At 74.6% G+C, this 24,794-nt stretch carries 27 protein-coding genes and 4 tRNA genes; 25 read left to right on the top strand and 6 right to left on the bottom strand.

Features of this window, described 5'->3' with window-relative positions; all coding sequences use genetic code 11:
• The first annotated feature begins 31 nt into the window (after positions 1-31).
• Positions 32-1,498, top strand: coding sequence for a 30S ribosomal protein S1 (gene rpsA / locus GOBS_RS15655; RefSeq protein WP_012949234.1), 1,467 nt, complete (start codon positions 32-34; stop codon positions 1,496-1,498).
• Positions 1,499-1,752: 254 nt separating this feature from the next.
• On the opposite strand, the gene GOBS_RS15650 is transcribed toward rpsA, so the two are convergent.
• On the bottom strand, positions 1,753-2,025 hold the full coding sequence (locus GOBS_RS15650) for a hypothetical protein (RefSeq protein ID WP_012949233.1): 273 nt from the start codon (positions 2,023-2,025) through the stop codon (positions 1,753-1,755).
• A gap of 144 nt (positions 2,026-2,169) precedes the next feature.
• On the opposite strand from GOBS_RS15650, the gene coaE reads away from it, so the two are divergent.
• Entirely contained in the window at positions 2,170-2,766 is a 597-nt protein-coding gene (gene coaE, locus GOBS_RS15645; RefSeq protein WP_012949232.1) for a dephospho-CoA kinase, read from the top strand.
• Positions 2,767-2,923: 157 nt separating this feature from the next.
• Here the strand turns inward: coaE and GOBS_RS15640 are convergent.
• The 4 genes from GOBS_RS15640 to GOBS_RS15625 form a co-directional block, all read right to left on the bottom strand.
• Positions 2,924-2,995, bottom strand: a tRNA-Val gene (locus GOBS_RS15640).
• A gap of 47 nt (positions 2,996-3,042) precedes the next feature.
• Positions 3,043-3,113, bottom strand: a tRNA-Cys gene (locus GOBS_RS15635).
• A 41-nt stretch (positions 3,114-3,154) separates the two neighbouring features.
• Positions 3,155-3,227: transfer RNA gene (locus tag GOBS_RS15630), tRNA-Gly, on the bottom strand.
• A gap of 69 nt (positions 3,228-3,296) precedes the next feature.
• Positions 3,297-3,740 (bottom strand): SsgA family sporulation/cell division regulator, encoded by a 444-nt coding sequence (locus GOBS_RS15625; RefSeq protein WP_012949231.1) that lies wholly within the window; start codon positions 3,738-3,740, stop codon positions 3,297-3,299.
• A gap of 128 nt (positions 3,741-3,868) precedes the next feature.
• Between GOBS_RS15625 and GOBS_RS15620 the strand changes: the two genes are divergently transcribed.
• The 4 genes from GOBS_RS15620 (at position 3,869) to GOBS_RS15605 (ending at position 5,988) form a co-directional block, all read left to right on the top strand.
• Positions 3,869-4,519, top strand: coding sequence for a sigma-70 family RNA polymerase sigma factor (locus GOBS_RS15620; protein WP_243697512.1), 651 nt, complete (start codon positions 3,869-3,871; stop codon positions 4,517-4,519).
• Entirely contained in the window at positions 4,516-5,403 is an 888-nt protein-coding gene (locus GOBS_RS15615; protein WP_012949229.1) for a zf-HC2 domain-containing protein, read from the top strand. The genes GOBS_RS15620 and GOBS_RS15615 overlap by 4 nt, the downstream gene beginning before the upstream one ends.
• A 14-nt stretch (positions 5,404-5,417) precedes the next feature.
• Positions 5,418-5,888 carry a TIGR02611 family protein gene (locus GOBS_RS15610; protein WP_012949228.1) on the top strand — a complete coding sequence of 157 codons (471 nt, stop codon included), beginning with the start codon at positions 5,418-5,420 and terminating at the stop codon, positions 5,886-5,888.
• Positions 5,889-5,913: 25 nt separating this feature from the next.
• A tRNA-Val gene (locus GOBS_RS15605) sits at positions 5,914-5,988 on the top strand.
• 46 nt (positions 5,989-6,034) lie between these two features.
• On the opposite strand, the gene GOBS_RS15600 is transcribed toward GOBS_RS15605, so the two are convergent.
• A complete protein-coding gene (locus tag GOBS_RS15600) occupies positions 6,035-6,586 on the bottom strand; it encodes a dihydrofolate reductase family protein (RefSeq protein ID WP_012949227.1) in 552 nt (183 codons plus the stop codon).
• A gap of 529 nt (positions 6,587-7,115) precedes the next feature.
• Here GOBS_RS15600 and GOBS_RS15595 point away from each other — a divergent pair.
• The 19 genes from GOBS_RS15595 to GOBS_RS15505 all read left to right on the top strand — a co-directional run bounded on the left by GOBS_RS15595 (position 7,116) and on the right by GOBS_RS15505 (position 24,766).
• A complete protein-coding gene (locus GOBS_RS15595; RefSeq protein ID WP_012949226.1) occupies positions 7,116-7,571 on the top strand; it encodes an HNH endonuclease in 456 nt (151 codons plus the stop codon).
• Positions 7,568-8,122: an MOSC N-terminal beta barrel domain-containing protein gene (locus GOBS_RS15590; RefSeq protein WP_012949225.1), complete on the top strand. Its 555-nt coding sequence runs from the start codon at positions 7,568-7,570 to the stop codon at positions 8,120-8,122. The genes GOBS_RS15595 and GOBS_RS15590 overlap by 4 nt, the downstream gene beginning before the upstream one ends.
• Before the next feature lie 93 nt (positions 8,123-8,215).
• Positions 8,216-10,288 (top strand): threonine--tRNA ligase, encoded by a 2,073-nt coding sequence (gene thrS / locus GOBS_RS15585; protein WP_012949224.1) that lies wholly within the window; start codon positions 8,216-8,218, stop codon positions 10,286-10,288.
• Positions 10,285-10,863, top strand: a complete 579-nt coding sequence (locus tag GOBS_RS15580; RefSeq protein WP_012949223.1) for an HIT family protein — start codon at positions 10,285-10,287, stop codon at positions 10,861-10,863. Before thrS ends, GOBS_RS15580 begins: the two co-directional genes overlap by 4 nt.
• Position 10,864: 1 nt before the next feature.
• A complete protein-coding gene (pgsA, locus tag GOBS_RS15575; protein ID WP_012949222.1) occupies positions 10,865-11,521 on the top strand; it encodes a phosphatidylinositol phosphate synthase in 657 nt (218 codons plus the stop codon).
• Complete coding sequence (locus GOBS_RS15570) at positions 11,518-12,525, top strand: phosphatidylinositol mannoside acyltransferase (RefSeq protein ID WP_012949221.1); 1,008 nt, start codon at positions 11,518-11,520, stop codon at positions 12,523-12,525. The genes pgsA and GOBS_RS15570 overlap by 4 nt, the downstream gene beginning before the upstream one ends.
• Positions 12,525-13,739: a glycosyltransferase family 4 protein gene (locus GOBS_RS15565; protein ID WP_012949220.1), complete on the top strand. Its 1,215-nt coding sequence runs from the start codon at positions 12,525-12,527 to the stop codon at positions 13,737-13,739. Before GOBS_RS15570 ends, GOBS_RS15565 begins: the two co-directional genes overlap by 1 nt.
• A gap of 11 nt (positions 13,740-13,750) precedes the next feature.
• Complete coding sequence (locus GOBS_RS15560; protein ID WP_012949219.1) at positions 13,751-14,299, top strand: LemA family protein; 549 nt, start codon at positions 13,751-13,753, stop codon at positions 14,297-14,299.
• A 43-nt stretch (positions 14,300-14,342) separates the two neighbouring features.
• Positions 14,343-15,251 (top strand): pyridoxal 5'-phosphate synthase lyase subunit PdxS, encoded by a 909-nt coding sequence (pdxS, locus tag GOBS_RS15555; RefSeq protein WP_012949218.1) that lies wholly within the window; start codon positions 14,343-14,345, stop codon positions 15,249-15,251.
• A gap of 4 nt (positions 15,252-15,255) precedes the next feature.
• Positions 15,256-16,371, top strand: a complete 1,116-nt coding sequence (locus GOBS_RS15550; protein ID WP_012949217.1) for a heparan-alpha-glucosaminide N-acetyltransferase domain-containing protein — start codon at positions 15,256-15,258, stop codon at positions 16,369-16,371.
• Positions 16,372-16,382: 11 nt separating this feature from the next.
• Positions 16,383-17,036: a pyridoxal 5'-phosphate synthase glutaminase subunit PdxT gene (gene pdxT / locus GOBS_RS15545; RefSeq protein WP_012949216.1), complete on the top strand. Its 654-nt coding sequence runs from the start codon at positions 16,383-16,385 to the stop codon at positions 17,034-17,036.
• 156 nt (positions 17,037-17,192) lie between these two features.
• Positions 17,193-17,945 (top strand): YebC/PmpR family DNA-binding transcriptional regulator, encoded by a 753-nt coding sequence (locus tag GOBS_RS15540; RefSeq protein ID WP_012949215.1) that lies wholly within the window; start codon positions 17,193-17,195, stop codon positions 17,943-17,945.
• A gap of 191 nt (positions 17,946-18,136) precedes the next feature.
• The gene (gene ruvC, locus GOBS_RS15535; RefSeq protein WP_012949214.1) at positions 18,137-18,703 is read left to right on the top strand and encodes a crossover junction endodeoxyribonuclease RuvC; all 567 of its coding nucleotides are present in this window, start codon (positions 18,137-18,139) and stop codon (positions 18,701-18,703) included.
• Positions 18,704-18,764: 61 nt separating this feature from the next.
• On the top strand, positions 18,765-19,403 hold the full coding sequence (gene ruvA / locus GOBS_RS15530) for a Holliday junction branch migration protein RuvA (protein WP_012949213.1): 639 nt from the start codon (positions 18,765-18,767) through the stop codon (positions 19,401-19,403).
• A 52-nt stretch (positions 19,404-19,455) separates the two neighbouring features.
• The gene (gene ruvB / locus GOBS_RS15525) at positions 19,456-20,580 is read left to right on the top strand and encodes a Holliday junction branch migration DNA helicase RuvB (RefSeq protein ID WP_049788321.1); all 1,125 of its coding nucleotides are present in this window, start codon (positions 19,456-19,458) and stop codon (positions 20,578-20,580) included.
• Positions 20,581-20,737: 157 nt separating this feature from the next.
• On the top strand, positions 20,738-21,061 hold the full coding sequence (gene yajC, locus GOBS_RS15520; protein ID WP_012949211.1) for a preprotein translocase subunit YajC: 324 nt from the start codon (positions 20,738-20,740) through the stop codon (positions 21,059-21,061).
• 14 nt (positions 21,062-21,075) lie between these two features.
• Positions 21,076-22,776 carry a protein translocase subunit SecD gene (secD, locus tag GOBS_RS15515; protein ID WP_012949210.1) on the top strand — a complete coding sequence of 567 codons (1,701 nt, stop codon included), beginning with the start codon at positions 21,076-21,078 and terminating at the stop codon, positions 22,774-22,776.
• Complete coding sequence (gene secF / locus GOBS_RS15510; protein WP_049788319.1) at positions 22,773-24,176, top strand: protein translocase subunit SecF; 1,404 nt, start codon at positions 22,773-22,775, stop codon at positions 24,174-24,176. Before secD ends, secF begins: the two co-directional genes overlap by 4 nt.
• Positions 24,173-24,766, top strand: a complete 594-nt coding sequence (locus GOBS_RS15505; RefSeq protein ID WP_012949208.1) for an adenine phosphoribosyltransferase — start codon at positions 24,173-24,175, stop codon at positions 24,764-24,766. The genes secF and GOBS_RS15505 overlap by 4 nt, the downstream gene beginning before the upstream one ends.
• Positions 24,767-24,794: the final 28 nt, after the last annotated feature.

The following is a 24,794-nucleotide window of genomic DNA, read 5'->3' as shown; positions in this document are numbered from 1 at the left end:
TACGCATCCCCCGTCCGGAGCACTCGACCACATGACCTCCACCCAGGTCCGTCCTAACAGCACCCCCCAGGTCGCCGTCAACGACATCGGCACCGCCGAGGACTTCCTCGCCGCCATCGACCAGACGATCAAGTACTTCAACGACGGCGACATCGTCGAAGGCGTCATCGTCAAGGTCGACCGGGACGAGGTGCTGCTGGACATCGGCTACAAGACCGAGGGCGTCATCCCCTCGCGCGAGCTGTCCATCAAGCATGACGTCGACCCCAACGAGGTCGTCAGCGTCGGCGACGAGGTGGAAGCCCTCGTCCTCCAGAAGGAGGACAAGGAAGGCCGCCTGATCCTGTCCAAGAAGCGCGCCCAGTACGAGCGCGCCTGGGGCACGATCGAGGCGAAGAAGGAAGCCGACGAGGTCGTCACCGGCACCGTCATCGAGGTCGTCAAGGGTGGCCTCATCCTCGACATCGGCCTGCGCGGGTTCCTCCCCGCCTCGCTGGTCGAGATGCGCCGCGTGCGCGACCTGCAGCCCTACGTGGGCCGCGAGCTCGAGGCCAAGATCATCGAGCTCGACAAGAACCGCAACAACGTCGTCCTCTCCCGCCGGCAGTGGCTGGAGCAGACCCAGTCCGAGGTCCGCAGCGAGTTCCTCAACAAGCTCGCCAAGGGCCAGGTCCGCACCGGCGTCGTCTCCTCGATCGTCAACTTCGGCGCGTTCGTGGACCTGGGTGGGGTCGACGGCCTGGTGCACGTCTCCGAGCTGTCCTGGAAGCACATCGACCACCCGTCCGAGGTCGTCGAGGTCGGCCAGGAGGTCACCGTCGAGGTCCTCGACGTCGACCTGGACCGGGAACGGGTCTCGCTGTCGCTGAAGGCGACGCAGGAGGACCCGTGGCGTCAGTTCGCCCGGACCCACCAGATCGGCCAGGTCGTGCCCGGCAAGGTCACCAAGCTGGTGCCCTTCGGTGCGTTCGTCCGCGTCGACGAGGGCATCGAGGGTCTGGTGCACATCTCCGAGCTGGCCGAGCGCCACGTGGAGATCCCCGAGCAGGTCGTGCAGGTCGGCGACGAGATCCTGGTCAAGGTCATCGACATCGACCTCGACCGCCGTCGGATCTCGCTGTCGCTCAAGCAGGCAAACGAGGGCGTCGTCGGCGACGAGGACACCTTCGACCCGGCCGCCTACGGCATGTCCGCGTCCTACGACGAGCAGGGCAACTACATCTACCCCGAGGGCTTCGACGCCGAGACCGGCGAGTGGCTCGAGGGCTACGACGAGGCCCGCGAGACGTGGGAGCGGCAGTACGCCGAGGCCCAGGCCCGCTACGAGGCGCACCGCAAGCAGATCGCGGCGGCCAAGGAGGCCGATGCCGAGGCCGCGGCCGGTGGCAACTACTCCAGCGGCGGCGAGGTCGAGGCCAGCGGCGACACCTCCGGCGGGACGCTCGCCAGCGACGAGGCGCTCGCCGCGCTGCGGGCCAAGCTGGCCGGCGGCGAGTGATCCCCGCTCAGCACAGCTGAACAGCACCACCTGAGGCCGAGGCCCGGGACCCCGCGGGGTCCCGGGCCTCGGTCGTCCCTCCCATCCCCGAAGAGGGACGTGGAGAGGCCCCGAGGACGCGTCCCGGGGCCTCCCGTCCGGGGTGGCCCTCCTGCAGGGGCCCCGCCGCAGGCCTCGTCCAGAGGCTCGCCGCGAGCGTGCGAGCGGTGAGGAGGACGGGGTCCTCCCACGGCGGGGGGCAGGAGGGCCCTTGCTCAGAGGCTGAGGATGATCGCGAACGCGGTGCGCGGACGGCCGCCGCTGGTGGCGAGGAACTGCCAGGTGTGCCGGCCGGCCGGGGCGGTCGCCGACAGCCAGCGCATGAACGCGTTGCGAGGGCGGGCGGCGCCGGCGCGGTCCAGCCGCTCGCGGACCATCGGCAGGTCCGTGCACCGCACGCCGGCCGGGCGGTCGAGCCGGTGCCGACCGGGGCCGCGCCGGGTGGCGGCGGGGGTCGACGAGGGGGCGGCGTGCGCGGGACGGGACATGGTCGGTTCTGCCTCTCTGGGCGGGGAAGATCGCCGGGGAGAGAGTTGCCGATGGGACGCGTGTGACTGGAGCGACGCGCCGGGCGGGGCGAGCGGGTGTTACCCGTCCGTGACCGTTCCCCGGCCGCTGGCTACTGTTCGTGTGTGCTGCGGATCGGGCTGACCGGCGGGATCGGATCGGGCAAGAGCACCGTGGCCGGGCTGCTCGCCGCCCGCGGCGCGCGGATCGTGGACGCCGACCGCATCGCCCGCGAGGTCGTCGAGCCGGGGACGCCGGGTCTCGAGGCCGTCGTCGCGGCGTTCGGCCAGGAGGTGCTCACCCCCGAGGGCGCCCTGGACCGTCCGGCCCTGGCCGCGGTCGTGTTCGCCGACCCCGACGCCCGCCGCCGGCTGGACGGCATCGTGCACCCGCTCGTCCGGGCGCGGGCCACCGAGCTGGTCGCCGCTGCGCCGCCGGACGCGGTGGTGGTGCAGGACGTGCCGCTGCTCGTCGAGACCGGTCAGGCCGGCTCGTACGACCTGGTGCTCGTCGTGGAGGCCGACCTGGACACCCGGGTGCGGCGGCTCGTCGGCCGGGGGCTGGCCGAGGACGACGCCCGCGCCCGGATCGCCGCGCAGGCCAGCGACGAGCAGCGCCGCGCCGTGGCCGACGTCGTGCTGGACAACAGCGGCAGCGTCGAGGACCTGGAGGCGCAGGTGGACCGCTTCTGGGCCGAGCGCGTGGCGCCCGTCCTCGGCTGACGGCGCACTTGCCGCGAGCCCCGTGATCCGCTGGTCCCGGTGGCCTGCCGGCGCCCCGAGCCGGATGGGGAGGAGTCGCGGCCGAGGTCGGAGCAGGCGGTCGGCGCCCGGAGTGCAGCGAGGCCCGGGTCCGCGGGACCCGGGCCTCCCCTGTCTGTGGGCGATACTGGGTTCGAACCAGTGACCTCTACCGTGTCAAGGTAGCGCTCTACCACTGAGCCAATCGCCCGATCCGGCCTGCCGGCCGGTCCGCTCCACCGCACCCGGCGGAGGCCGAGGTGGAGACGGGATTTGAACCCGTGTAGACGGCTTTGCAGGCCGTTGCCTCGCCTCTCGGCCACTCCACCGCACGCGGGCGCCGGTCTCGCGACCAGCGCCCGAGGTTCCGAGCGGACGACGGGATTCGAACCCGCGACCCTCACCTTGGCAAGGTGATGCTCTACCAACTGAGCCACGTCCGCGTTGCTGTCGTGCAGGGAGAACGATACCCGACCGCCGGAGGGGGGTTCACGGCGGGTCCCCCCCGGAGGTCACCTACCCGTGGGGTCGGCACCGCCGTTGGACAGCAGGGCGGCCAGCTCGCCGTCCACCTGGAGGACCGAGGACTCCTCGCCGAAAGGGACGACGCTGGCGGTCAGCTGCAGGAACCCGGCGACCGTGCCGCGGGAGACCTCGAACAGCGCCTCACCCGAGGGTGCGCGCAGGTGCAGGAAGAGGACGTCGCCCGACGTCCGTGACGGCCACAGCCGCACGTCCCCCTCGCCCGCCGGCTGGTCGAGGCCGGCGTGGAGCAGGTCGCGACCCACGAGCCAGGAGATGCCGTCCTCCTCGGCGTGGTCGCCGAAGGTGATCCGCACGGCGAAGGGGTCGCGGATCTCGTAGCTCAGCAGCGCGGGGACCTCGGTCCACGACTGCGGGCCGACCAGGTGCAGCGTCGTCGGACACGTGTACCCGGGCGTGGCGCGGTTGATCATGTCTCCAACAACGACCTTCCCTGACCGAGGTGACGCCCGGGGCTCTCCGGGCGCGTCGACCTCCTGAGTGCCCCTTCCGGATGCACCTGAACCGCGTCGCCCGCCTGTCGCGAAGACCACGTGTGACGATGGGCCTCGTGAGCAGTCCGGGACGGCGTGTCGGGGACGGCCCGGCGGGCGCCGACCTGGTCCTGCGCATCCGCGCAGGCGACAGGAGTGCCGTCGACGAGCTGTACGACCGGTACAGCCGCCCGGCCTTCGCGCTCGCGCGGCGGATCCTCGCCGACGACGTCCTGGCCGAGGACGTGGTGCAGGACGTGTTCCTCAGCGTCTGGCGGGACCCGGGGGCCTTCGACGCCGCCCGCGGCTCCTTCTCCTCCTGGCTCCTCGCGATGGTGCACCACAAGGCCGTCGACGCCGTCCGCCGGGAGGAGTCGCACCGCCGCAGGCAGACGCGAGCGGAGGAGGACCTGGTCCTCTCCACCCCGACGTCGTCACGGGACGTGGAGGACGAGGCCTGGAGCAGGGTGGTGTCCGAGCAGGTGCGCGGCGCGTTGAGCGCACTGCCGGCTCCCCAGCGGGAGGCACTCACCCTGGCCTACTACGGCGGCTACACACAGCGGGAGGTCGCGGCGTTGACCAGCACGCCGCTGGGCACGGTGAAGACGCGCATGCTCGCCGGGATGCGCCGGCTCCGGGAGGAGCTCGGCGGCGCCGCGGGTGTCGCCCGGGGCGGCGCGGTCGGCGAGTCCGCGCCGGTGGACGGGACGAGCCGGTGAGCGCGCCCCAGGACCCGCGTCGCGGGCAGCACGAGTCCTTCGACGAGCTCGCCGTCGGATGGGTGCTGCACGCGCTCGAGCCGGAGGACGAGGAGCTCTTCGTCGCCCACCTGCCCACCTGCCCCCGGTGCCGGCAGACGGTGGCCGAGACCGCCGACGTCATGGGCGCCCTGGCCGGCGACCTGCCGCCCGCGGACCCTCCGCAGCGGCTGCGCGACCGGCTGCGGGCCGCAGTGGAGGAGACCGAGCAGCTGCCCCGCCCGGCCGGGGACGGCGAGCGGACGGCGCGGCCGCTGCCGCCCGTCGCCGCGGACGCCCCTGCTCCCGGACGCCGGCCCGAGGGCCGGCTGTCGGGGTCGCACCGGGCTCCGCTCCCGCTGGGCCCGGCGGTGCCGCAGCCCAGCTGGCGCCGGGTGCTGCCCAACGCCCTCGTGGCGGCCGCGGTCGCGGCGATCCTGGCCCTGGGCACCTGGAACGTGGTGCTCAGCTCGGCGCGGGAGGAGGCGCAGGCGACGGCCGCCGAGCAGGCCCAGCTGCTGGAGTCGCTGCTGACCCCCGGCCAGGCGACGATCGCGCCGATGTCGGCCAACGGGACGACTGTCGCCACCGTCGTCGCCCGCGACGACCAGGTGCAGGTGGTCTCCCGGGGCCTGGCACCCAACGACGTGCAGGACCAGACCTACGTGGTGTGGGGGACCAGCGCGGGCTCGGCCACACCGCTCGGCACCTTCGACGTCACGTCCCCGCAGCCGGCCCTCTGGACCGTAGGCTCCGGGGCGTCCGGGCTGGACGGGTACACCGGCTACGCGGTGAGCCTCGAGCCCGGCCGGCAGGCTCCGCCGGAGCCGAGCGCGATCGTGGCGTCCGGGGAGGTGCCCAGCTGAACGGTCCGGAGACGGTGGCCTCGTCCGCCGCGGGTCAGAGCAGTGCCCCGGCGTCCGGTGCGCGGCGGGCCCACCCCGAGCACAGCCACCGCAGACTGCGGGAGCGCGTCGCCGCCACGCACTGGCGGCAGCGCCTGGCCGCCCGCCGTCCCCTCGACCACGGCTACCGCCTGGTCGTGGGCGCCCTCGGCGGCCTCGTCGTGGCCTTCGGGCTGGTCACCATCCCGCTGCCCGGGCCGGGCTGGCTCACCGTCATCGCCGGGCTCTTCCTGCTGGCCACCGAGTTCACCTGGGCGGAGCGGCTGCTGGACTTCACGCGGCGGCACGTCCGGGCGTGGACCGACTGGCTGGGCCGGCAGCGGGTCTGGGTGCGGGCCGCGGTCGCGCTGGCCACCGCCGTCTTCGTCTACGGCGTCCTGGTGGTCGTGCTGCACGTCATGGGCGTCCCCGACTGGGTGCCGGGGTGGGTGCCACTCTGGCGCTGAGCGTCTGGCAGAATGACTGCCGCAGGGGCGATTGGCTCAGTGGTAGAGCGCTTCGTTCACACCGAAGAGGTCACTGGTTCGAACCCAGTATCGCCCACCAGCGAGAGGCCCGGGCCGGTCGGCCCGGGCCTCTCGTCGTCGGTGGGTCAGGCCGCGGCCGGGCCGTACGTCAGGTGGACGACCCCGTTGCTCAGGCTCTCGGCGCCGAGCAGCGACAGCGGCGTCCGCGGTGCGCCGTCCGGGAACAGCCGGATGCCGGTGCCGACGGCGACCGGGTAGACGTACAGGTGCAGCTCGTCGACCAGGCCGTCGGCGAGCAGCGCCCGCACGAGCGTGGCGCTGCCGCTCACGTAGAGGTCGCCCTGCGCCTTGAGCTCGCGCACCCGGTCGGCGTCGTAGCCGCCGACGGCGGTGGAGTTGCGCCACACCGACTCGGCGTCGGTCAGCGTCGAGGAGACGACGTACTTGGTCGTGTCGTTGAAGAACGGCGCGCCGGGGTCGTCCTCGACCGTCCGGGTCGACCACGCCGGCGCGAACATCTCGAAGGTGGTCCGGCCGAGCAGGATGCCCTGCGCCGGGGCCGTGAGCGCGCCGATCGCCGCGGCCAGGTCGTCGGGGAAGCCGTAGTCCATCGTCCACATCGGGGCGTCGACGACCCCGTCGACGGTGGTGAACTCGTGCACCCTGATCACGCCCATGTGTGCTCCTCCGCGTGTGGTCCGGTCCGGCGGCCGTGCGCCGGTGCTGGATGTCGTCCGACAGACCCTGGTCGCTCCCGTTTCCCATCGGTGGACGGCGCGCCGTCCTGGCGCGATGCGGCGGTGGCCGACGGACGGCCCGGATGACGCCGGCCCGGACGCCGCCCCGGCGCGGGGCCGGCAGTGGCCGTTACGGACCGATACACCCTGCGCGCCGTCGTGGAGCTGGACCTGGCACTCGACGCCGACGTGACCCTCGACGCGGCGTCCGCCGTGGTCTCCGACCCCGCCGACCGTGCCTCCGGGCCCGGGTCGCAGCGCTGGTACACCGAGGCCCCGGATGCCGAGGGCGGCGACGACACCCTCGGCCGGCCACTGACCGAGGACGACGTCGCCGAGCGGGTGCTCGGCCGGCGGCACACCGCCCGGGTCGCACAGCTGCCCGCCCCGCCGGTGCCGGGTGGCCGGACGCCACCGCGACCGAGTCCCCGGCCCACGCGTCCGGCGCAGGACGGCGGCGAGGAGGACCATGGCCGGGGTGTCCCGCCGCCGGCCGCCCGCCCCGCCCGAGCCGGTCCGCTCCCGCACGCCGGGGCGCGCCGAGCGGCTGACCGAGGCGATGGCGCGCGACGGCGACACCTGCATCTGGTGCGGCCGCGTCCTCGGCGGACTGGTCCCCCCGACCACCGAGCACGTCGTCCCCCGGCTCAAGGGCGGCCCGTCGTGGCTGGCCAACGAGGTCGCCGCCTGTCGCCGCTGCAACGCCGAGCGCGGACACCGCGCGCCGGTCGACTGGCTCGAGGAGTGCGAGCGGCGCGGCTGGCAGCCCGACGCCGAGCGGCTGGCCCGGGCGCTGGACGCGCTGCGGGAGGCCATCGACCGCGAGGGCGGCCAGCGCCGGGCCCGGCCCTACCTGGACGCCCAGCGCCGCCGCCTGCGCCGCCGGCCGCCCGCCACGACCGATCCACGTACGGTCGCCTCGTGACCGCAGCGGGCAGCGTCGTGCAGGTGAGCGTCTACCCGGTGAAGAGCCTCGGCGGGCGCACCGTGCGGGAGGCCGAGGTCGGGCCGGCGGGGCTGGCCGGTGACCGCGCCTGGACCGTCGTCGACGCCACGACGGGGGAGCGGGTGACGGTCAAGACCTGCCCGCAGATGGCCGAGGTCGTCGCCACCGGGGACGACGAGGCCGACACGATCACGCTGACCGAGGTGCTGGGCCGGCCGGTGCGCCTGCGGCGGTCGGGGCAGCCGCAGGTGGACGCCGCCGCGGTGCACCTGGTCAGCCGGGCGGCCGTGGCCCGCGCCGCGGCGGGCGACGTCCCCGAGGGCTGCTCGGCCGACGACCCGCGCGCCAACCTGCTGCTGGACCTGCCCGAGGGCGAGGACGAGCGGACGTGGGTCGGGCGCACGGTGCGCCTCGGCGAGGTCGAGGTGTCGGTCACCCGCACGCCCAAGCACTGCCTCGGGGTCTACGCCGAGGTGCGGCGGCCCGGGACGGTGCGGGTCGGGGACCGCGTCGAGGTCCTGCCGTCCTGAACCGGTCGGGCGGCGTCCCGGGGTGACCCGCGCCGCGCACTAGGCTCGGTGTCCTCTCCCGCCCACCCCATCGCCGACCCCGCAGGAGCTCCCGTGTCAGCCGCGCCCGCCCTCGCCGCCACCGCCTCGATCCGGGTGCCGGCCGGGACGACGGCCCAGGACGCGCTCAAGGCGGCCGGCACCCCGCTCAAGGGGCCGGACGGCGCGGTCGTCGTCCGGGACCTGGCGACCGGTGACCTCAAGGACCTCGCCTGGGCCCCCGAGGCCGACGCCGAGGTCGAGCCGGTGCCCGCCGCCAGCCCCGAGGGCCGAGCGGTGATCCGGCACTCGACCGCGCACGTGCTGGCCCAGGCCGTGCAGGACCTCTTCCCGGGTACCCGGCTGGGCATCGGGCCGCCGGTGGAGAACGGCTTCTACTACGACTTCGCCCCCGAGCGGCCCTTCACCCCCGAGGACCTCGAGGCCCTCGAGAAGCGGATGCAGGAGATCGTCAAGGCCGGCCAGTACTTCTCCCGCCGCGAAATCAGCGACGCCGACGCGCAGGCCGAGCTGGCGCACGAGCCGTTCAAGCTCGAGCTGATCGGCCTCAAGGGCGGAGCCGGCGAGGCGGCCGAGGGCGCGGACGTCGAGGTGGGCGGCGCGCAGCTGACCATGTACGACAACCTCGACCCGCGCTCCGGCGACCGGGTGTGGACTGACCTGTGCCGCGGCCCGCACCTGCCGCGCACCTCGAACATCCCGGCCTTCTCCCTCACGCGGTCGGCGGCCGCCTACTGGCGGGGCAGCGAGAAGAACCCGCAGCTGCAGCGCGTCTACGGCACCGCGTGGGAGAGCAGGGAGGCGCACAAGGCCCACCTGGAGCAGGTGGCCGAGGCCGAGCGGCGCGACCACCGGCGCCTCGGCGCCGAGCTGGACCTGTTCAGCTTCCCCGACGAGATCGGCTCGGGCCTGGCCGTCTTCCACCCCAAGGGCGGGGTCGTCCGCCGGGAGATGGAGGACTACAGCCGCCGCCGCCACGAGGAGGCGGGCTACTCCTTCGTCAACACCCCGCACATCACCAAGGGCCAGTTGTTCCAGACCTCGGGGCACCTGGAGTGGTACGCCGAGGGGATGTACCCGGCGATGCACCTGGACGAGGAACGCGACGCCGAGGGCAAGGTGCGGCGGCAGGGGCAGGACTACTACCTCAAGCCGATGAACTGTCCGGTGCACAACCTCGTCTTCCGCTCCCGCGGCCGCTCGTACAAGGAGCTCCCGCTGCGGCTGTTCGAGTTCGGCACGGTGTACCGGTACGAGAAGTCCGGCGTGGTCCACGGGCTGACCCGGGCCCGCGGGTTCACCCAGGACGACGCGCACATCTACTGCACGCCGGAGCAGATGCAGGGGGAGATCCGCTCGCTGCTGCAGTTCGTCCTCGACCTGCTGGCCGACTACGGCCTCGAGGACTTCTACCTGGAGCTGTCGACCCGCAACCCCGAGAAGTCCATCGGCAGCGACGAGGACTGGGAGCGGGCCACCGACGCCCTGCGGGAGGCGGCCGAGGCCAGCGGGCTGGACCTGGTCCTGGACCCCGGGGGAGCGGCCTTCTACGCGCCCAAGATCTCGGTGCAGGCGCGCGACGCGATCGGCCGCACCTGGCAGATGTCGACCATCCAGGTCGACCTCATGCTCCCCGAGCGCTTCGGCCTGGAGTACACCGCGGCGGACGGCACCCGGCAGCGGCCGGTGATGATCCACCGCGCGCTGTTCGGCTCCATGGAGCGGTTCTTCGGCGTCCTCACCGAGCACTACGCCGGCGCCTTCCCGGCCTGGCTGGCGCCGGTGCAGGTCGTGGGCATCCCCGTCACCGACGAGCAGGTCGGCTACCTGCGCGACGTGGCCCTGCAGCTGCGCGCTCGCGGCATCCGCGTGGAGGTCGACGACTCCGACGACCGCATGCAGAAGAAGATCCGCACCGCGAGCAAGCAGAGGATCCCCTTCGTGCTCATCGCCGGGGCGACCGACGCCGAGGCCGGCGCGGTCTCCTTCCGCTTCCGCGACGGCAGCCAGCACAACGGCGTCCCCGTCGAGAAGGCCGTCGCCGCGATCGCCGAGTGGGTCGCCGGCCGGGCCAACACCGACCCCACCGCCGAGGCCCTCGGGCCGGGGCTGACGGTGGCCGGATGAGCACCGACTCGGAGGAGGCCTCCCGGATCGCCGTCTCCAGTGACGACGGCGGCCCGGCCACGGTCTTCGAGCACCTGTGGACCCCATACCGGATGGCCTACATCCGCGGCGAGGGCAAGCCCACCGGAGCGCACGACTGCCCGTTCTGCCTGATCCCGCAGATGGACGACGAAGAGGGGCTCGTCGTCGCGCGCGGCGAGCACGTCTTCGCCGTCCTCAACCTGTACCCGTACAACGCCGGGCACCTGATGCTCGTGCCCTACCGGCACGTGCCCGACTACACCGACCTGACGGCGGCCGAGGTCGCCGAGCTCGGGGAGTTCACGCAGACGGCCATGCGGGTCGTGCGCGCGGTGTCCGGGGCGCACGGCTTCAACATCGGCATGAACCAGGGCTCGGTCGCCGGCGCCGGCATCGCCGACCACCTGCACCAGCACGCGGTGCCGCGGTGGGGCGGGGACACCAACTTCATGCCGGTCATCGGGCTGACCCGCGTGCTGCCGCAGGTGCTGCGCGAGACCCGGGAGCTGCTGGCCCAGCACTGGCCGGACGGCCGGCGCGTCCCGGAGGCCTGAGGTGCTCGGCGGCAACGCGCGCGCTGCGGTGGGCCGGTTCTGGGCGCCGGTCGTGGCCCGGCTCGCCCGGGCCGGGGTCACCCCCGACGCGGTCACGCTGGTCGGCACGCTCGGCGCGATCGCCGGCGCCGTGGGCCTGATCGCGACCGGGCAGCTGTTCTGGGGCGCCTTCACCGTCACCGTCTTCGTGCTGCTCGACATGCTCGACGGCGCGCTGGCCCGGGCCCGCGGCGGCGGCTCGGTGTTCGGTGCGGTGCTGGACTCCACCGGCGACCGCGCGGCCGACGCTGCGATCTTCGGCGCGCTGGTCTGGTGGTTCTCCGGGGCCGGCGACAACCGACTCATCGTGCTGCTGGCGCTGCTGTGCCTGGTGCTCGGCCTGCTCACCTCCTACGTCAAGGCCCGCGCCGAGGGCATGGGGCTCAACTGCGACGTCGGGGTCGTGGAGCGCACCGAGCGGCTGATCCTCGTGCTGGTCGGCACCGGCTTCCTGGGCCTGGGCATCCCGTACGCGCTGCACGTCGCGCTGTGGGTGCTCACGGTGGGCAGCGCGGTCACCGTCGCCCAGCGGTTCGCCACCGTCCACCGGCAGGCCCGCGGCCGGGCCCTGCCGACCCGACCGCCGTCGACCCCGCCGTCCCCGGGCCTGCTGCTGTGACCGACGCCCCCGAGGCGGACGCAGGGACGGCACCCCTGAGCGCGCCCGGGCTGCGGCTGGTCCCGGGCGATCCGGGGCTGCGCGGCCGCGCCGCGGCACGGCTCACCGACCTCGGCTACGCCGCCGGCTGGAGCGCGGTGCAGGCGCTGCCCGAGCCGGTGGCCCGGGGCGCCTTCGACGCCGCCGGTCGCTGGGCGGCCGCGCGCGAGGGCCGCGGGGTGCGGCAGCTGCGCGCCAACCTCCGCGTCGCCACCGGCGGCCGGCTCGACGAGGCCGCGCTCGACGAGCTCACCACACGCGGCATGCGCTCCTACGCCCGCTACTGGCAGGAGGCGTTCCGGCTGCCGCGGCTGTCCCGGGAGCGGATCGTGGCCGACACCGTGAGCTCCGGTGTGGAGCACATGGAGCGGGCCCGGGCCGACGGCCGCGGCGTGGTCTTCGCGCTGCCTCACAGCGGCAACTGGGACGCCGCCGGCGTGTGGCTGGTGGACTTCCTGGGCGGGCCCTTCATGACGGTGGCCGAGCGGCTGCGGCCGGAGTCGCTCTACCGGCGGTTCCTGGCGTTCCGGGAGACGCTGGGCATGCGCGTCGTCCCGCTCACCGGGGGGCCGCGGCCGAGCTCGGCGGTGCTCGCCGAGTGGCTGGACGGCGGCGGCTGGGTCTGCCTGCTGGTCGACCGCGACCTGGGCGCGGGCGGGGTCCCGGTGGACTTCTTCGGCCGGCGGGCGACCATGCCGGGTGGGCCCGCACTGCTGGCGGCCCGGACCGGCGCCGCGCTGCACCCCGCGATCTGCCGGTTCACCGACCGCGGCTGGGCCTTCGAGGTCCGGCCCGAGGTGCCGGTCGACGGACCCGGCCGGCTCCGCGACCGGGTGCCCGCCGCGATGCAGGGCGTGGCCGACGCGTTCACCGCCGGCATCGCCGAGCGCCCCGAGGACTGGCACGTCCTCGGCCGCATCTGGGACGACGTCCCGCCCGACCCGCCCCGGCAGGAGCGCGGCTGATGCGCATCGGGCTGGTCTGCCCCTACCCGTGGGACACCCCCGGCGGCGTGCAGTACCACGTGCGCGACCTCGCCGAGACGCTGCGCGGCCTGGGCCACCACGTCGAGGTGCTGACCCCCGCGGAGCGGGAGGAGTCACTCCCGGCCGAGCACGCGACCTGGGCCGGGCGCGCCGTTCCGGTGCCGTACAACGGCTCGATGGCCAGCCTGCAGCTCGGGCCGGTCAGCGCCACCCGGGTGCGCCGCTGGCTGCGGGAGGGCCACTTCGACGTCGTGCACGTGCACGAGCCGGCGACGCCCTCGGTCTCCCTGGTCGTCTGCATGGTCGCCACCGGCCCCGTCGTGGCCACCCACCACGCCGCCACGACCCGCTCCAAGTGGCTGGCTGCCGTCGGGCCCCTCATCCGCCCGTGGCTGGAGAAGATCTCCGGGCGCATCGCGGTGTCGGACTTCGCCCGCCGGGTGCAGGTCGAGCACCTCGGCGGCGACGCGGTGATCATCCCCAACGGCGTGCACGTGGCGCCCTTCGCGGAGGGGCCCTCGCTGCCCGGCCACACGCGCGGCGTCGACGGGCCGACCATCGGCTTCCTCGGCCGCTACGACGAGCCGCGCAAGGGCCTGCCGGTGCTGCTGGAGGCCATGCGCACCGTCGTCCGCCGGCACCCCGGCGCGCAGCTGCTCATCGCCGGCCGCGGTGACCCCGAGGCCGTCCGGGAGCTGGTCGGGGACGACCTCGCCCCGCACGTGTCGCTGCTCGGCGAGCTCAGCGAGGCGGAGAAGGGGGCGTTCCTGCGGTCGGTGGACGTGTACTGCGCCCCCAACCTGCTGGGGGAGTCCTTCGGGATCGTCCTCATCGAGGCCATGGCCGCCGGGGCGCCGATCGTGGCCAGCGACCTCGACGCCTTCGCCGCCGTGCTGGAGGACGGCGCGGCCGGGGTGCTGGTGCGCCGCGGCGACGCCCGCGGCCTCGCCCGCGCCCTGTCCGACCTGCTCGCCGACCCCGAGCGCCGGGCGCGGCTGTCCGACACCGGCCGGCGGGTCGCCGCGGGGTACGACTGGTCGGTGGTGGCCCGCCGCGTGCTGGCGGTCTACGAGACCGTCGTGCTGCCCGGCAGCGGCGCGGTCACCGCGTCGGACGACGACCCGGCCGACCTGGCCACCGTCCCGGGTGACGTCCCGACCCGGTCGGCCCTGCGGCGGTGGGTGCAGCGCTAGCCTGACCCGTCGTGACCCCCGACGTCTGGCTGCTGCTCACCGCCGCCGTCGTCCTGCTGCTGGCGGCCTGGGTGACGTGGACGCTCACCCGGCTGGGCCGGCTGGAGGCGCGCGTCGAGCGGGCCTGGACCGCCCTGGAGACCCAGCTGACGCGGCGCGCCGAGCTGGCCGAGGAGCTGGCCCGCCACCACGCCGCCGCGGTCGGGGAGGAGCGCGCCGCCCGGTTGCGGGCGTGCGTCCGCGAGGTCCGCGCCCCGCGGACCGGTGACCGCGAGCTGGCGGAGAACGCCCTGGGCCGCGAGCTGCGGGAGCTCCCCGACGACCTGCCGGGTGTGCCGTCCGGGCTGCGCGCCGACCTGGCGGGGACGGCGATCCGCATCGGCCTGGCCCGGCGCTTCTACAACGACGCCGTCCGCGACACCTCCGCGCTGCGCACTCGGCGGCTGCCGGTCCTGCTGCGGCTGCACGCCTCCCGTCCGGTGCCGCGGTTCTTCGACATCGAGGACGACCTGCGCGAGGTCACCGGCAGCGCCGCCGGGGGCGGCCGCGCGCGCCCGTAGCATCGGGGGCCCCTCCCCGACGTCCGAGACCGAGGCAGTCCCCGTGGCAGAGCACAGCACGACCGTCCCCAGCACCACCGGCACCGAGGCCGTCAAGCGCGGCATGGCCGAGCAGCTCAAGGGCGGCGTCATCATGGACGTCGTCACCCCCGAGCAGGCCCGCATCGCCGAGGACGCCGGCGCGGTCGCGGTCATGGCCCTCGAGCGGGTCCCCGCCGACATCCGCGCCCAGGGCGGCATCGCGCGGATGAGCGACCCGGACATGGTCCAGGACATCATCGACGCGGTCTCCATCCCGGTCATGGCCAAGGCCCGGATCGGGCACTTCGTCGAGGCCCAGGTGCTGCAGAGCCTCGGGGTGGACTACATCGACGAGTCCGAGGTGCTCACCCCGGCCGACGAGGCGCACCACATCGCCAAGAGCGAGTTCACCGTGCCGTTCGTCTGCGGCGCCACCGACCTCGGCGAGGCACTGCGGCGGATCGCCGAGGGCGCGGCGATGATCCGATCCAAGGGCGAGGCCGGCACCGGCAACGTCGTCGAGGCCGTGCGGCACATGCGCGCCATCCGCGCGGGCATCCGCCGGCTGGGCACCCTGGACGCGACCGAGCTGTTCGTCGCCGCCAAGGAGCTGCGCGCGCCGTACGACCTGGTGGCCGAGGTCGCCCGCCTGGGCAAGCTGCCGGTCGTGCTCTTCACCGCCGGCGGCATCGCCACCCCCGCGGACGCCGCGATGATGGTGCAGCTGGGAGCCGAGGGCGTGTTCGTCGGCTCGGGCATCTTCAAGTCCGGCGACCCCGCGCAGCGGGCCGCGGCCATCGTGCAGGCGACCACCTTCTCCGACGACCCCGACGTGATCGCCAAGGTCTCCCGCGGGCTGGGCGAGCCGATGGTCGGCATCGACGTGGCCACGCTGCCGCAGAGCGAGCGGTACGCCACCCGCGGCTGGTAGCCCCATGACGGCGCAGCGGGACGACGTCGATCGCGTCGCCGCACGTCCGTCGCGGGGGACCGCAGGCGGACGGCGCATCGGCGGCCTCGACCTCGCGCGCGGCCTCGCCGTCCTGGGGATGTTCGGCGCGCACCTGGGCGACACGGGCGAGCTGGGCTGGGACCCGGCGACCTGGAAGGCGCTGGTCGACGGCCGGTCGTCGATCCTCTTCGCCACGCTGGCCGGGGTCTCCATCGCGCTGATCTCGGGCGGACGCACCCCGTACACCGGCCGCGAGCTGGCCCGGGCGCGCACCCGCGTGCTGGTCCGCGCGGCGTGGGTCTTCGCGATCGGCGGCGTCCTGGAGCTGCTCGACACCTTCGTCGCGGTGATCCTCGGCGTGTACGCGGTGCTCTTCGTCCTGGCGCTGCCCTTCCTGCGCTGGCCCCCGGCGCGGCTGCTCACCGCGGCGGGCGTCGTCGCCCTGGCCGGGCCGCCGCTCACCCTCGCGGTCGGGCAGTACGCCACCGAGCGCGACGGGGAGGGCGGGGCCTTCGCCTTCCTGTTCTTCACGGGCTACTACCCGGCCGCGGTCTGGGTGGCCTTCGTGCTGGTCGGGCTCGCGGTCGGCCGGCTGGACCTGGGGGCGGCCCGGGTGCGTGCGGTCCTGGTCGCCGGCGGGACCGGCGCCGCGGCGCTGGGCTACCTCGGCGGCTGGCTGAGCACCCGGCAGCTGGCGCCGGGGCAGGACCTGAACGGGATCGAGGCCGGCTTCGGCGCCTCCGGCCCGTGGGACGCGGCCTGGTTCGCCGGCGCCCAGCCGCACACGTCGACGACGTTCGAGGTGGTCGGCTCCGGCGGGGTCGCGGTGGTCGTCATCGGGGCGTGCCTGGTCGTCGCCGACCTGCTGCCCCGGCTGACGTACCCCCTGGCCTCGGTGGGCGCGCTGGCGTTGTCGGTCTACACCGCGCAGCTCGTCGCCATCGCGGCGCTGGACGTCGACTCCTCCGACGACTGGGTGACCTGGCTGCGCTTCACCTTGACCGCCCTGCTGCTGGCGTCGGTGTGGCGGTGGCGGCTGGGCCGGGGCCCGCTGGAGCGGCTGCTGACCTGGAGTTCGCAGCGGGTGGCCGGGCCGTAGCCTGGTACCTCGTGTCCCGGACCCCCGTCGTCGGTGTGCTGGCCCTGCAGGGCGACGTCCGGGAGCACCTCGCCACGCTGCCGGAGTTGGGCGCGGAGGCGGTGACCGTCCGCCGTCCCGGGGAGCTGGCCGCGGTGGACGCGCTCGTCGTCCCCGGTGGGGAGTCGACCACCATGACAAAGCTGGCCGCGCGGTTCGGGCTGCTCGGACCGCTGCGCGACGCGGTGGCCGGCGGGCTTCCGGTGTACGGCTCCTGCGCCGGGATGATCATGCTCGCCGACCGGCTGCTGGACGCCCCGGCCGACCAGGTCACCGTCGGGGGGCTGGACGTGACGGTGCGCCGCAACGCCTTCGGCCGGCAGGTGGACTCCTTCGAGTCGCAGGTCGAGATCGACGGCGTGGCCGGCGGTCCGGTGCACGCCGTCTTCATCCGGGCACCGTGGGTGGAGCAGGCAGGGGAGGGCGTGCAGGTCCTCGGCCGGGTCGTCGGCGGACCGGCCGACGGTAGGATCGTCGCGGTCCGCCAGGGGAACCTGGTGGCCACCAGCTTCCACCCCGAACTGACCGGGGACCGCCGGGTGCACGCGCTGTTCGTCGACATCGTCCGCCGTCACCTGGCCGAGCAGGCCGGCGTGGACGCCGGGAACGAGAGGGGCACTTCGTGAGCGAGCTTGCGAGCTCAGCGGCGAGCACAGCAGCGGGACCGCGAACGCGGCCGATGAGCGCCAGCGAGGAGGATTCGTGAGCGAGCTCGCGAGCTCACCGACGGACACCGCAGCGGAGCCGCGAACGCGGCCGACGAGCGCCAGCGAGGAGGACTCGTGAGCGGCCATTCCAAGTGGGCGACGACCAAGCACAAGAAGGCCGGGATCGACGCCAAGCGCGGCAAGCTCTTCGCCAAGCTGATCAAGAACATCGAGGTCGCTGCCCGCACCGGCGGCGGTGACCCGGCGGGCAACCCGACGCTGTTCGACGCCATCCAGAAGGCGAAGAAGAGCTCGGTGCCCAACGACAACATCGACCGCGCCGTCAAGCGGGGCGCCGGTCTCGAGGCCGGCGGTGTCGACTACCAGACGATCACCTACGAGGGCTACGCGGCCGGCGGCGTCGCCGTCCTCATCGAGTGCCTGACCGACAACAAGAACCGGTCGGCCATGGAGGTGCGCACCGCGATGACCCGCAACGGCGGGTCGATGGCCGACCCCGGCTCGGTGTCCTACCTGTTCTCCCGCAAGGGGGTCATCGTGGTGCCGAAGTCCGCCACGGTCGACGAGGACACCGTGCTCATGGCGGTGCTGGACGCCGGCGCCGAGGAGGTCCGCGACCAGGGCGACACCTTCGAGGTCGTGTGCGAGCCGACCGACCTCGTTGCGGTGCGCACCGCCCTGCAGGACGCCGGCATCGACTACGACTCGGCCGACGCAGGCTTCGTGCCCAGCGTCTCCGTCGAGCTCGACGAGGAGGCCGCCGGCAAGGTGTTCCGGCTCATCGACGCGCTCGAGGACTGCGACGACGTGCAGAACGTCTACGCCAACTACGACGTCTCCGACGAGGTGCTCGAGAAAGTCGGTTGAGGATCTCGTCCTCCCCCCTCGCAGGCAGGGGGCGGGACCCGGGACGAGGCCGCCGTCCTCGCCACGCCTCGCTGGCTCGGGACGTGGCCGTCCCGGCCCGTCTGCCGACGCGGGCGTGTCGCGCCGTCCCGTCGTCCCGGGCGGCTACCGTGGGTCGAACACCAGTTCGGCTGACGGCGGGAGGCGCGTCCATGCGGGTGCTCGGCATCGACCCGGGCCTCACCCGGTGTGGGTGGGGGGTGGTCGACGGTCGCCCGGGTGCCCGGCCGACCGCGGTCGGCGTGGGGGTCGTGCGCACCGCCGCGGAGCTCGACCTCGAGCTGCGGCTGCTGGAGCTGCACACCGCCGTCACCGCGCTGCTGCGCGAGCACCGCCCCGACGTCGTGGCGATCGAGCGGGTCTTCACCCAGAACAACAAGGGCACCGCCACGGGGACGGCGCAGGCCGCGGGCGTGGCCGCGCTGGCCGCCGCGCAGGCCGACCGGCCGGTCGCCTGGCACACCCCGAGCGAGGTCAAGGCCGCCATCTCCGGCAGCGGCCGCGCTGACAAGGAGCAGGTCACCCTGATGGTCACCCGGGTGCTGGAGCTGGCGAGCCCGCCCAAGCCGGCCGACGCCGCCGACGCGCTGGCGCTGGCGGTCTGCCACGCATGGCGCGGCCCGGCGCAGCAGCGCCTCGAGGTCGCCGCGCTGGCCGGCGGGATCGGCGCGCCGGTGGTGCAGCGGACGCTGCCGCGCTGGCAGGGGGTGTCCAGGTGACCACACCGCTGACCAGCGTGCCCCCGCGTCGCTGCGCGCCGATCCCGACGGGGGAGCGGCGGTGATCGCGAGCGTGAACGGCCGGGTGGCCGCCGTGTCGCCGGACGGCGCGGTCGTCGAGGTCGGCGGCGTCGGTCTGGCGGTGCAGTGCACGCCGGGCACCATCGCCCGGCTGCAGGTGGGGGAGAGCGCCCGGCTGGCGACCAGTCTCGTGGTGCGCGAGGACTCGCTGACCCTCTACGGCTTCGCCGACGACGACGAGCGCCAGTTGTTCGAGCTGCTGCAGACGGCCAACGGCGTGGGCCCGCGCCTGGCGCAGGCCGTGCTCGCCATCCACCCGCCGCGCGAGGTGCGCCGGGCGGTGTCGATGGCCGACGTCAAGGCGCTCATGCAGGTCCCCGGCATCGGCAAGAAGGGCGCCGAGCGGCTGATCCTCGAACTGCGCGACCGGCTCGGCGTCACCTCGACCGACACCCAGCTCGACGGTGCCGCTCCTGCGGGCCTGCCCGCGGTCACCCCCGTCGCCCCGTGGCGCGACCAGCTGGCCTCCGCCCTGGTCGGCCTGGGCTGGACGGGCAAGGAGGCCGACGCGGCGATCGGCCAGCTCGCCCCGCTGGCCGACGAGCAGGTCACCTCGACCGGCTCCGTCGAGGTCGCCGTCCTGCTGCGCCAGGCGCTGCGCCTGCTGGGCCGGCCGTGAGCGGCTTCGGGACCGTGCCGGCTCCGCCGGCCGGGAGCGAGCAGGTGACACGATGAGCAGCCCCTTCGACCGCGGGTTGTCCGCCGAGCCGGCAGAGGGCCTCACCCGCGACTTCTCGGTGTCGGCCGCGGCCGGGGACGAGGAACGGGTCGTCGAGTCGGCGCTGCGGCCGCACTCGCTCACCGACTTCATCGGCCAGCCCAAGGTGGCCCGCCAGCTGGAGCTGGTCCTCGAGGGGGCCAAGCGGCGCGGCCGCCCGCCGGACCACGTGCTGCTCTCCGGCCCGCCCGGCCTGGGCAAGACGAGCCTGGCGCTGATCATCGGCTCCGAGCTGGGGACGGCGGTGAAGATCACCAGCGGTCCCGCGATCGAGCGCTCCGGCGACCTCGCCGCGATGCTGTCCAACCTGGCCCCGGGCGACGTGCTCTTCATCGACGAGATCCACCGGATCGCCCGTCCGGCCGAGGAGCTCCTCTACATGGCGATGGAGGACTTCCGGGTCGACGTCGTCGTCGGCAAGGGGCCGGGGGCGACCGCGATCCCGCTGGAGATCAACCCGTTCACCCTGGTCGGGGCCACCACCCGCGCCGGGCTGCTGACGGGGCCGCTGCGCGACCGGTTCGGCTTCGTCGGGCAGATGGAGTTCTACGAGCCGGCGGAGCTGCAGCTGGTGCTGGCCCGCAGCGCCGCGCTGCTGGGCGTCGAGCTCACCGCGGACGGCTCGGCGGAGATCGCCGGCCGGTCCCGGGGCACCCCACGCATCGCCAACCGGCTGCTGCGCCGGGTGCGCGACTACGCGGAGGTGCGCGCCGACGGGCGGGTGACCCGCGCGGTCGCCGAGGCGGCGCTCGCCCTCTACGACGTCGACCACCTGGGGCTGGACCGGCTCGACCGCGCCGTCCTGGAGGCGCTGGTCATGCGCTTCAGCGGCGGCCCGGTCGGCGTCGCCACCCTGGCGGTGGCCGTGGGGGAGGAGCCGCACACCGTGGAGGAGGTGTGCGAGCCGTTCCTCGTCCGCGCGGGCCTGCTGGCCCGCACCCCCCGCGGGCGGGTGGCCACCGAGGCGGCGTGGCACCACCTCGGCCAGCCGGTGCCGCGCGGCGGCGTCCCCCTCGGTCGCGTCACAGCCGACCCACAGGCCCCGGGGTCGTCGTCAGAGACGTTGTTCGACGCCTAGACTGCGGAGCGCTGGCGCGCAACTCGTCCGGCGTCGCCGCGCGCGTCCCGCTCGGCTGCCCGGATGTCCCCGCGCCGCTGCCGACGCACCCGACGCGGCCCCGTCCCGGGCCGCACCCACCGTGGCCCGTACGGCGCGGTAGAGAGGCACATCTGTCGTGGAGTTGTTCCCGCTCGTCATCCTGGTCCTGGCCTTCGTGCTGCTCATCGTGCTCCCGGCGCGGCAGCGCAAGAAGAGCCAGGAGCAGCAGCGGATGCTGCAGGAGTCGCTGACCCCGGGCACCCCGGTCATGACGACGGCGGGCCTGCACGGCACCGTCGCCGCGCTGGGTGAGGGCACCGTGGACCTGGAGATCGCCCCCGGCGTGGTGGTCACCTTCGCCCGGCAGGCGGTCCTCGAGATCCGCAAGCCCGCGGTGGCCGACGGTCCGGTGCTGCCCGGGGACGACGCGGACGGCGGCCCGGCCGACCGCACCCGCTGACCCGGAGCCGCATCGTGGCCCAGCGCACGCTGCCCGCCCGCCGGTACTTCGGCGCCTTCCTGCTCGTCGTCGCCGTCCTGTACGGCCTCGTGTTCCTCACCGGCGACACCCGCACCCCGCAGCTCGGCCTCGACCTGCGCGGCGGGACGACGGTGACCCTCACCGCCGCCACGCCGGACGGCCAGGCCCCCGACCCCACCGAGCTGGAGCTGGCCCGCCAGATCATCGAGCAGCGGGTCAACGGCCTCGGCGTCGCGGAGGCCGAGGTGGTGACCGAGGGCGACTCGAACATCGTCATCTCCGTTCCCGGCGACGACGGCGAGCAGGCGCGGGAGCTGGGCCAGACCGCACAGCTGCGCTTCCGCCCGGTCGTCCAGGGCCCCGAACCGGCCGCCCCGGCCGCCGAGGAGACCCCGGCGGGGGAGTCGGCCGCGCCCACCGATGCCGCGGGCGAGTCGGCCGCGCCCGCCGACCCCGCCGCCCCGTCGGACCCGGCGGCGCCCAGCGATCCCGCCGCGCCGGCCGACCCGGCCGCGCCGAGCGACCCGGCCGTGCCCTCCGACGGCGCCGTCGCCGACCCGTCGCTGCCCGAGCCGGGCGCGCCGCCGGTCACCCGGGAGGAGGCCGCGGCGCAGTACGCCACGCTGACCTGCGACCCGGAGGACACCACCCCCGAGGTCGACCTGCCGGAGAGCCACGTCGCCGCGTGCACCGAGGACGGGTCGGCCAAGTACCTGCTCGGCCCGGCGATCATCGAGGGCACCCAGGTCTCCGACGCCAGCGCCGGCACCCAGCAGGCCACCGGTGAGTGGGTCGTCCTGCTCGACTTCGACAGCGACGCCGAGGCCACCTGGGCCGCCTACACCGCGGCCAACGTCGGCAACAACGTCGCGTTCACCCTCGACGGCCGGGTCATCTCGGCGCCCACCATCCAGGGCGCGATCACCAGCAACCCGACCACGATCACCGGTTCCTTCGACCAGGAGAGCGCCGAGGAGCTGGCCAACCAGCTGCGCTACGGCGCGCTGCCGCTGACCTTCACCCAGGCCACCGCGCAGTCGATCTCCACCGAGCTGGGCGCCGAGCAGCTGCAGGCCGGCCTGATCGCGGGCGCCATCGGCATCGCCCTGGTGTTCGTCTACGCCCTGCTCTACTACCGGCTGCTCGGACTGGTGATGATCGCCAGCCTGGTGCTGTCGGCGGTCGTCGTCTACGCCGTCCTGGTCGTGCTCGGCCGGCAGATCGGCTTCACGCTCAGCCTCGCCGGCATCGCCGGGTTCATCGTGTCGCTGGGCATCACCGCGGACTCTTTCGTCGTGTACTTCGAGCGGCTCAAGGACGAGATCCGCGAGGGCCGCACCCTGCGCTCGGCCGTGCCCCGGGCGTGGGTCCGGGCCCGCCGCACGATCCTCTCGGCCGACGCGGTCAGCTTCCTCGCCGCGGCGATCCTCTACGTGCTGGCCATCGGCGACGTCAAGGGCTTCGCCTTCACCCTGGGCATGTCGACGGTGCTCGACCTGGTCGTCGTCTTCCTCTTCACCCACCCGCTGATGGCGGTGCTGGCCCGGTACCGCGTGTTCGGCAGCAGCCGCTTCTCCGGCCTCGGCGCCAGCCTCGACCGGCCGCCGGCGACCGCCGGCCGCCGTCCCGCCCGGGACCGCGAGCTCGTCGCCGCCGGCACCGGCCGCACCGCGCAGGACAGGAGCGACGCATGACCGGCCCCGACAGCCGACCGGGCACCGACGAGCTGCCCGTGGGCACCGACGCCGACGAGGCGGCCGCTGCCGACAGCGCGGCAGCCGACGCCGCCGCGGCGGCGGACGAGACGGCTCTGGAGGACGCGGGCCTGCCTCGCGAGGGCGGGACCGGCAGCCGGCGTCCGCGGCACCGCGGCTCCCTGTCGCACCGGCTCTACAACGGCGAGGCCGGGCTGGACGTCGTGGGCCGCAGCCGGCTCATCTACCGGATCACCGCGGTGGTGGTGCTGCTGTGCATCGCCGCCATGGTCTTCCGGGGCTTCAACTTCGGCATCGACTTCGCCGGCGGCAACAGCCTGCGGCTGCCGGGGGGCGCCGAGCAGCTCGCGGAGGTGGAGGAGGCCGCCGAGGAGGCCGGTGCCGAGGTGGCCTCCGCCCAGGTGGTCGGCGGCAACGCCCTGCTGCTGCGCACCGGCGCGCTGGACAACGAGACCGAGCGGGCGGTCGTCGACGCAGTGGCGGCCGCGGCCGGCGTCACACCGTCGCAGGTCAGCCCCGAGGCGGTCAGCCCGGAGTGGGGCCAGGACATCACCCGTCAGGCGCTGGTCGCCCTCGCCGTCTTCCTCGTCGCGGTCGTGCTGTTCCTGGCGGTCCGCTTCCAGCCGAAGATGGCGATCGGTGCGATCGCGGCGCTGGTGCACGACATCGTCGTCACGGCGGGGGTCTACGCGCTCGTCGGCTTCGAGGTGACCCCCTCGACGGTGATCGGGTTCCTCACCATCCTCGGCTTCTCGCTCTACGACACCGTCGTCGTCTTCGACAAGGTCGACGAGAACGTCAAGGACCTGGACAGGTCGGCGCGGATGACCTGGGGCGAGGCGGCCAACCTGGCGGTCAACCAGACCTTGATGCGCTCGATCAACACCTCGGTGATCGCCCTGCTCCCGGTGGCAGGCCTGCTGTTCGTGGGCGCCGGGCTGCTCGGCGTCGGGACGCTCAAGGACCTGGCCCTGGTGCTGTTCGTGGGTCTGGCCGCGGGCGCCTACTCCTCGATCTTCCTGGCCACGCCGATCGTGGCGGACCTCAAGGAGCGCGAGCCGGGGGTGCAGGCGCTGCGTCGCCGGGTGCTCGCCCGCCGGTCCTCCCAGGCGCGGCAGGGCGGGGACCGGGGAACGGGTTCCGGTCCGGTCGCCAGTGCCCGCCGTGCGGGCGGCGTCGCCCGCCGGGCGGCCGGGGTCGCCCTCGCCGAGCGCGAGCAGGACCTCGGCCCGGCCCAGGCCGACGTCGTGGTCGAGTCACCGGAGTCGGTGCGCCCCGACCCCCGGCCGTCCCCCCGCAGCGGTGCGACCGCCGCGCCGCGGCCCGGCGCCCGGCCCCGGCCGGGCGCCGGCCGCTCCGGCGGACGGAAGCGCCGGTGAGCGCCGCCGCCGCCGCGGGCAGCCCTCCGCTGGACGAGCTCATCGCCTCGCTCGCCGTCGACATCCCCGACTTCCCGCAGCCGGGGGTCGTCTTCCGCGACCTCACGCCGGTGTTCGCCGACGGGGACGCCTTCCGCCGGATGGTCGAGGGGCTGGCCGCGCCGTCCCTCGTGGACCCCCGCGCGGCGGCGCTGGCCACCCCGGGCACCGGGGACCCCGGCTTCGACGTCGTCGTCGGCGTCGAGGCCCGGGGCTTCCTGCTCGCCGCCGCGGTGGCGCTGCAGGCCGGTGTGGGGGTGGTGCCGGTGCGCAAGGCCGGCAAGCTGCCGCGCGAGCGGCTCTCGGCCGACTACGCGCTCGAGTACGGCACCGCGACCCTCGAGGTGCACACCGACTCCCTCACCCCGGGGCAACGGGTGCTGCTGGTCGACGACGTGCTGGCCACCGGCGGCACCCTGGCCGCCAGCGTGTCGCTCATCGAGGCGCTCGGCGGTGTCGTGGTCGCGGTGTCGGTGGTCATCGAGCTGACCGACCTCGGCGGGCGGCAGCGGCTGGCGCCGCACGCCGTGCACGCCCTCTGGAACACCTGAGAGGTGGACGACTCCGCGGACGGGGTCG

The sequence above is a fragment of the Geodermatophilus obscurus DSM 43160 genome, assembly GCF_000025345.1.
GTDB lineage: Bacteria > Actinomycetota > Actinomycetes > Mycobacteriales > Geodermatophilaceae > Geodermatophilus > Geodermatophilus obscurus.
The sequence above is the reverse complement of the archived record's forward strand: the minus strand, read 5'-3'. Positions and strand labels throughout refer to the sequence as shown.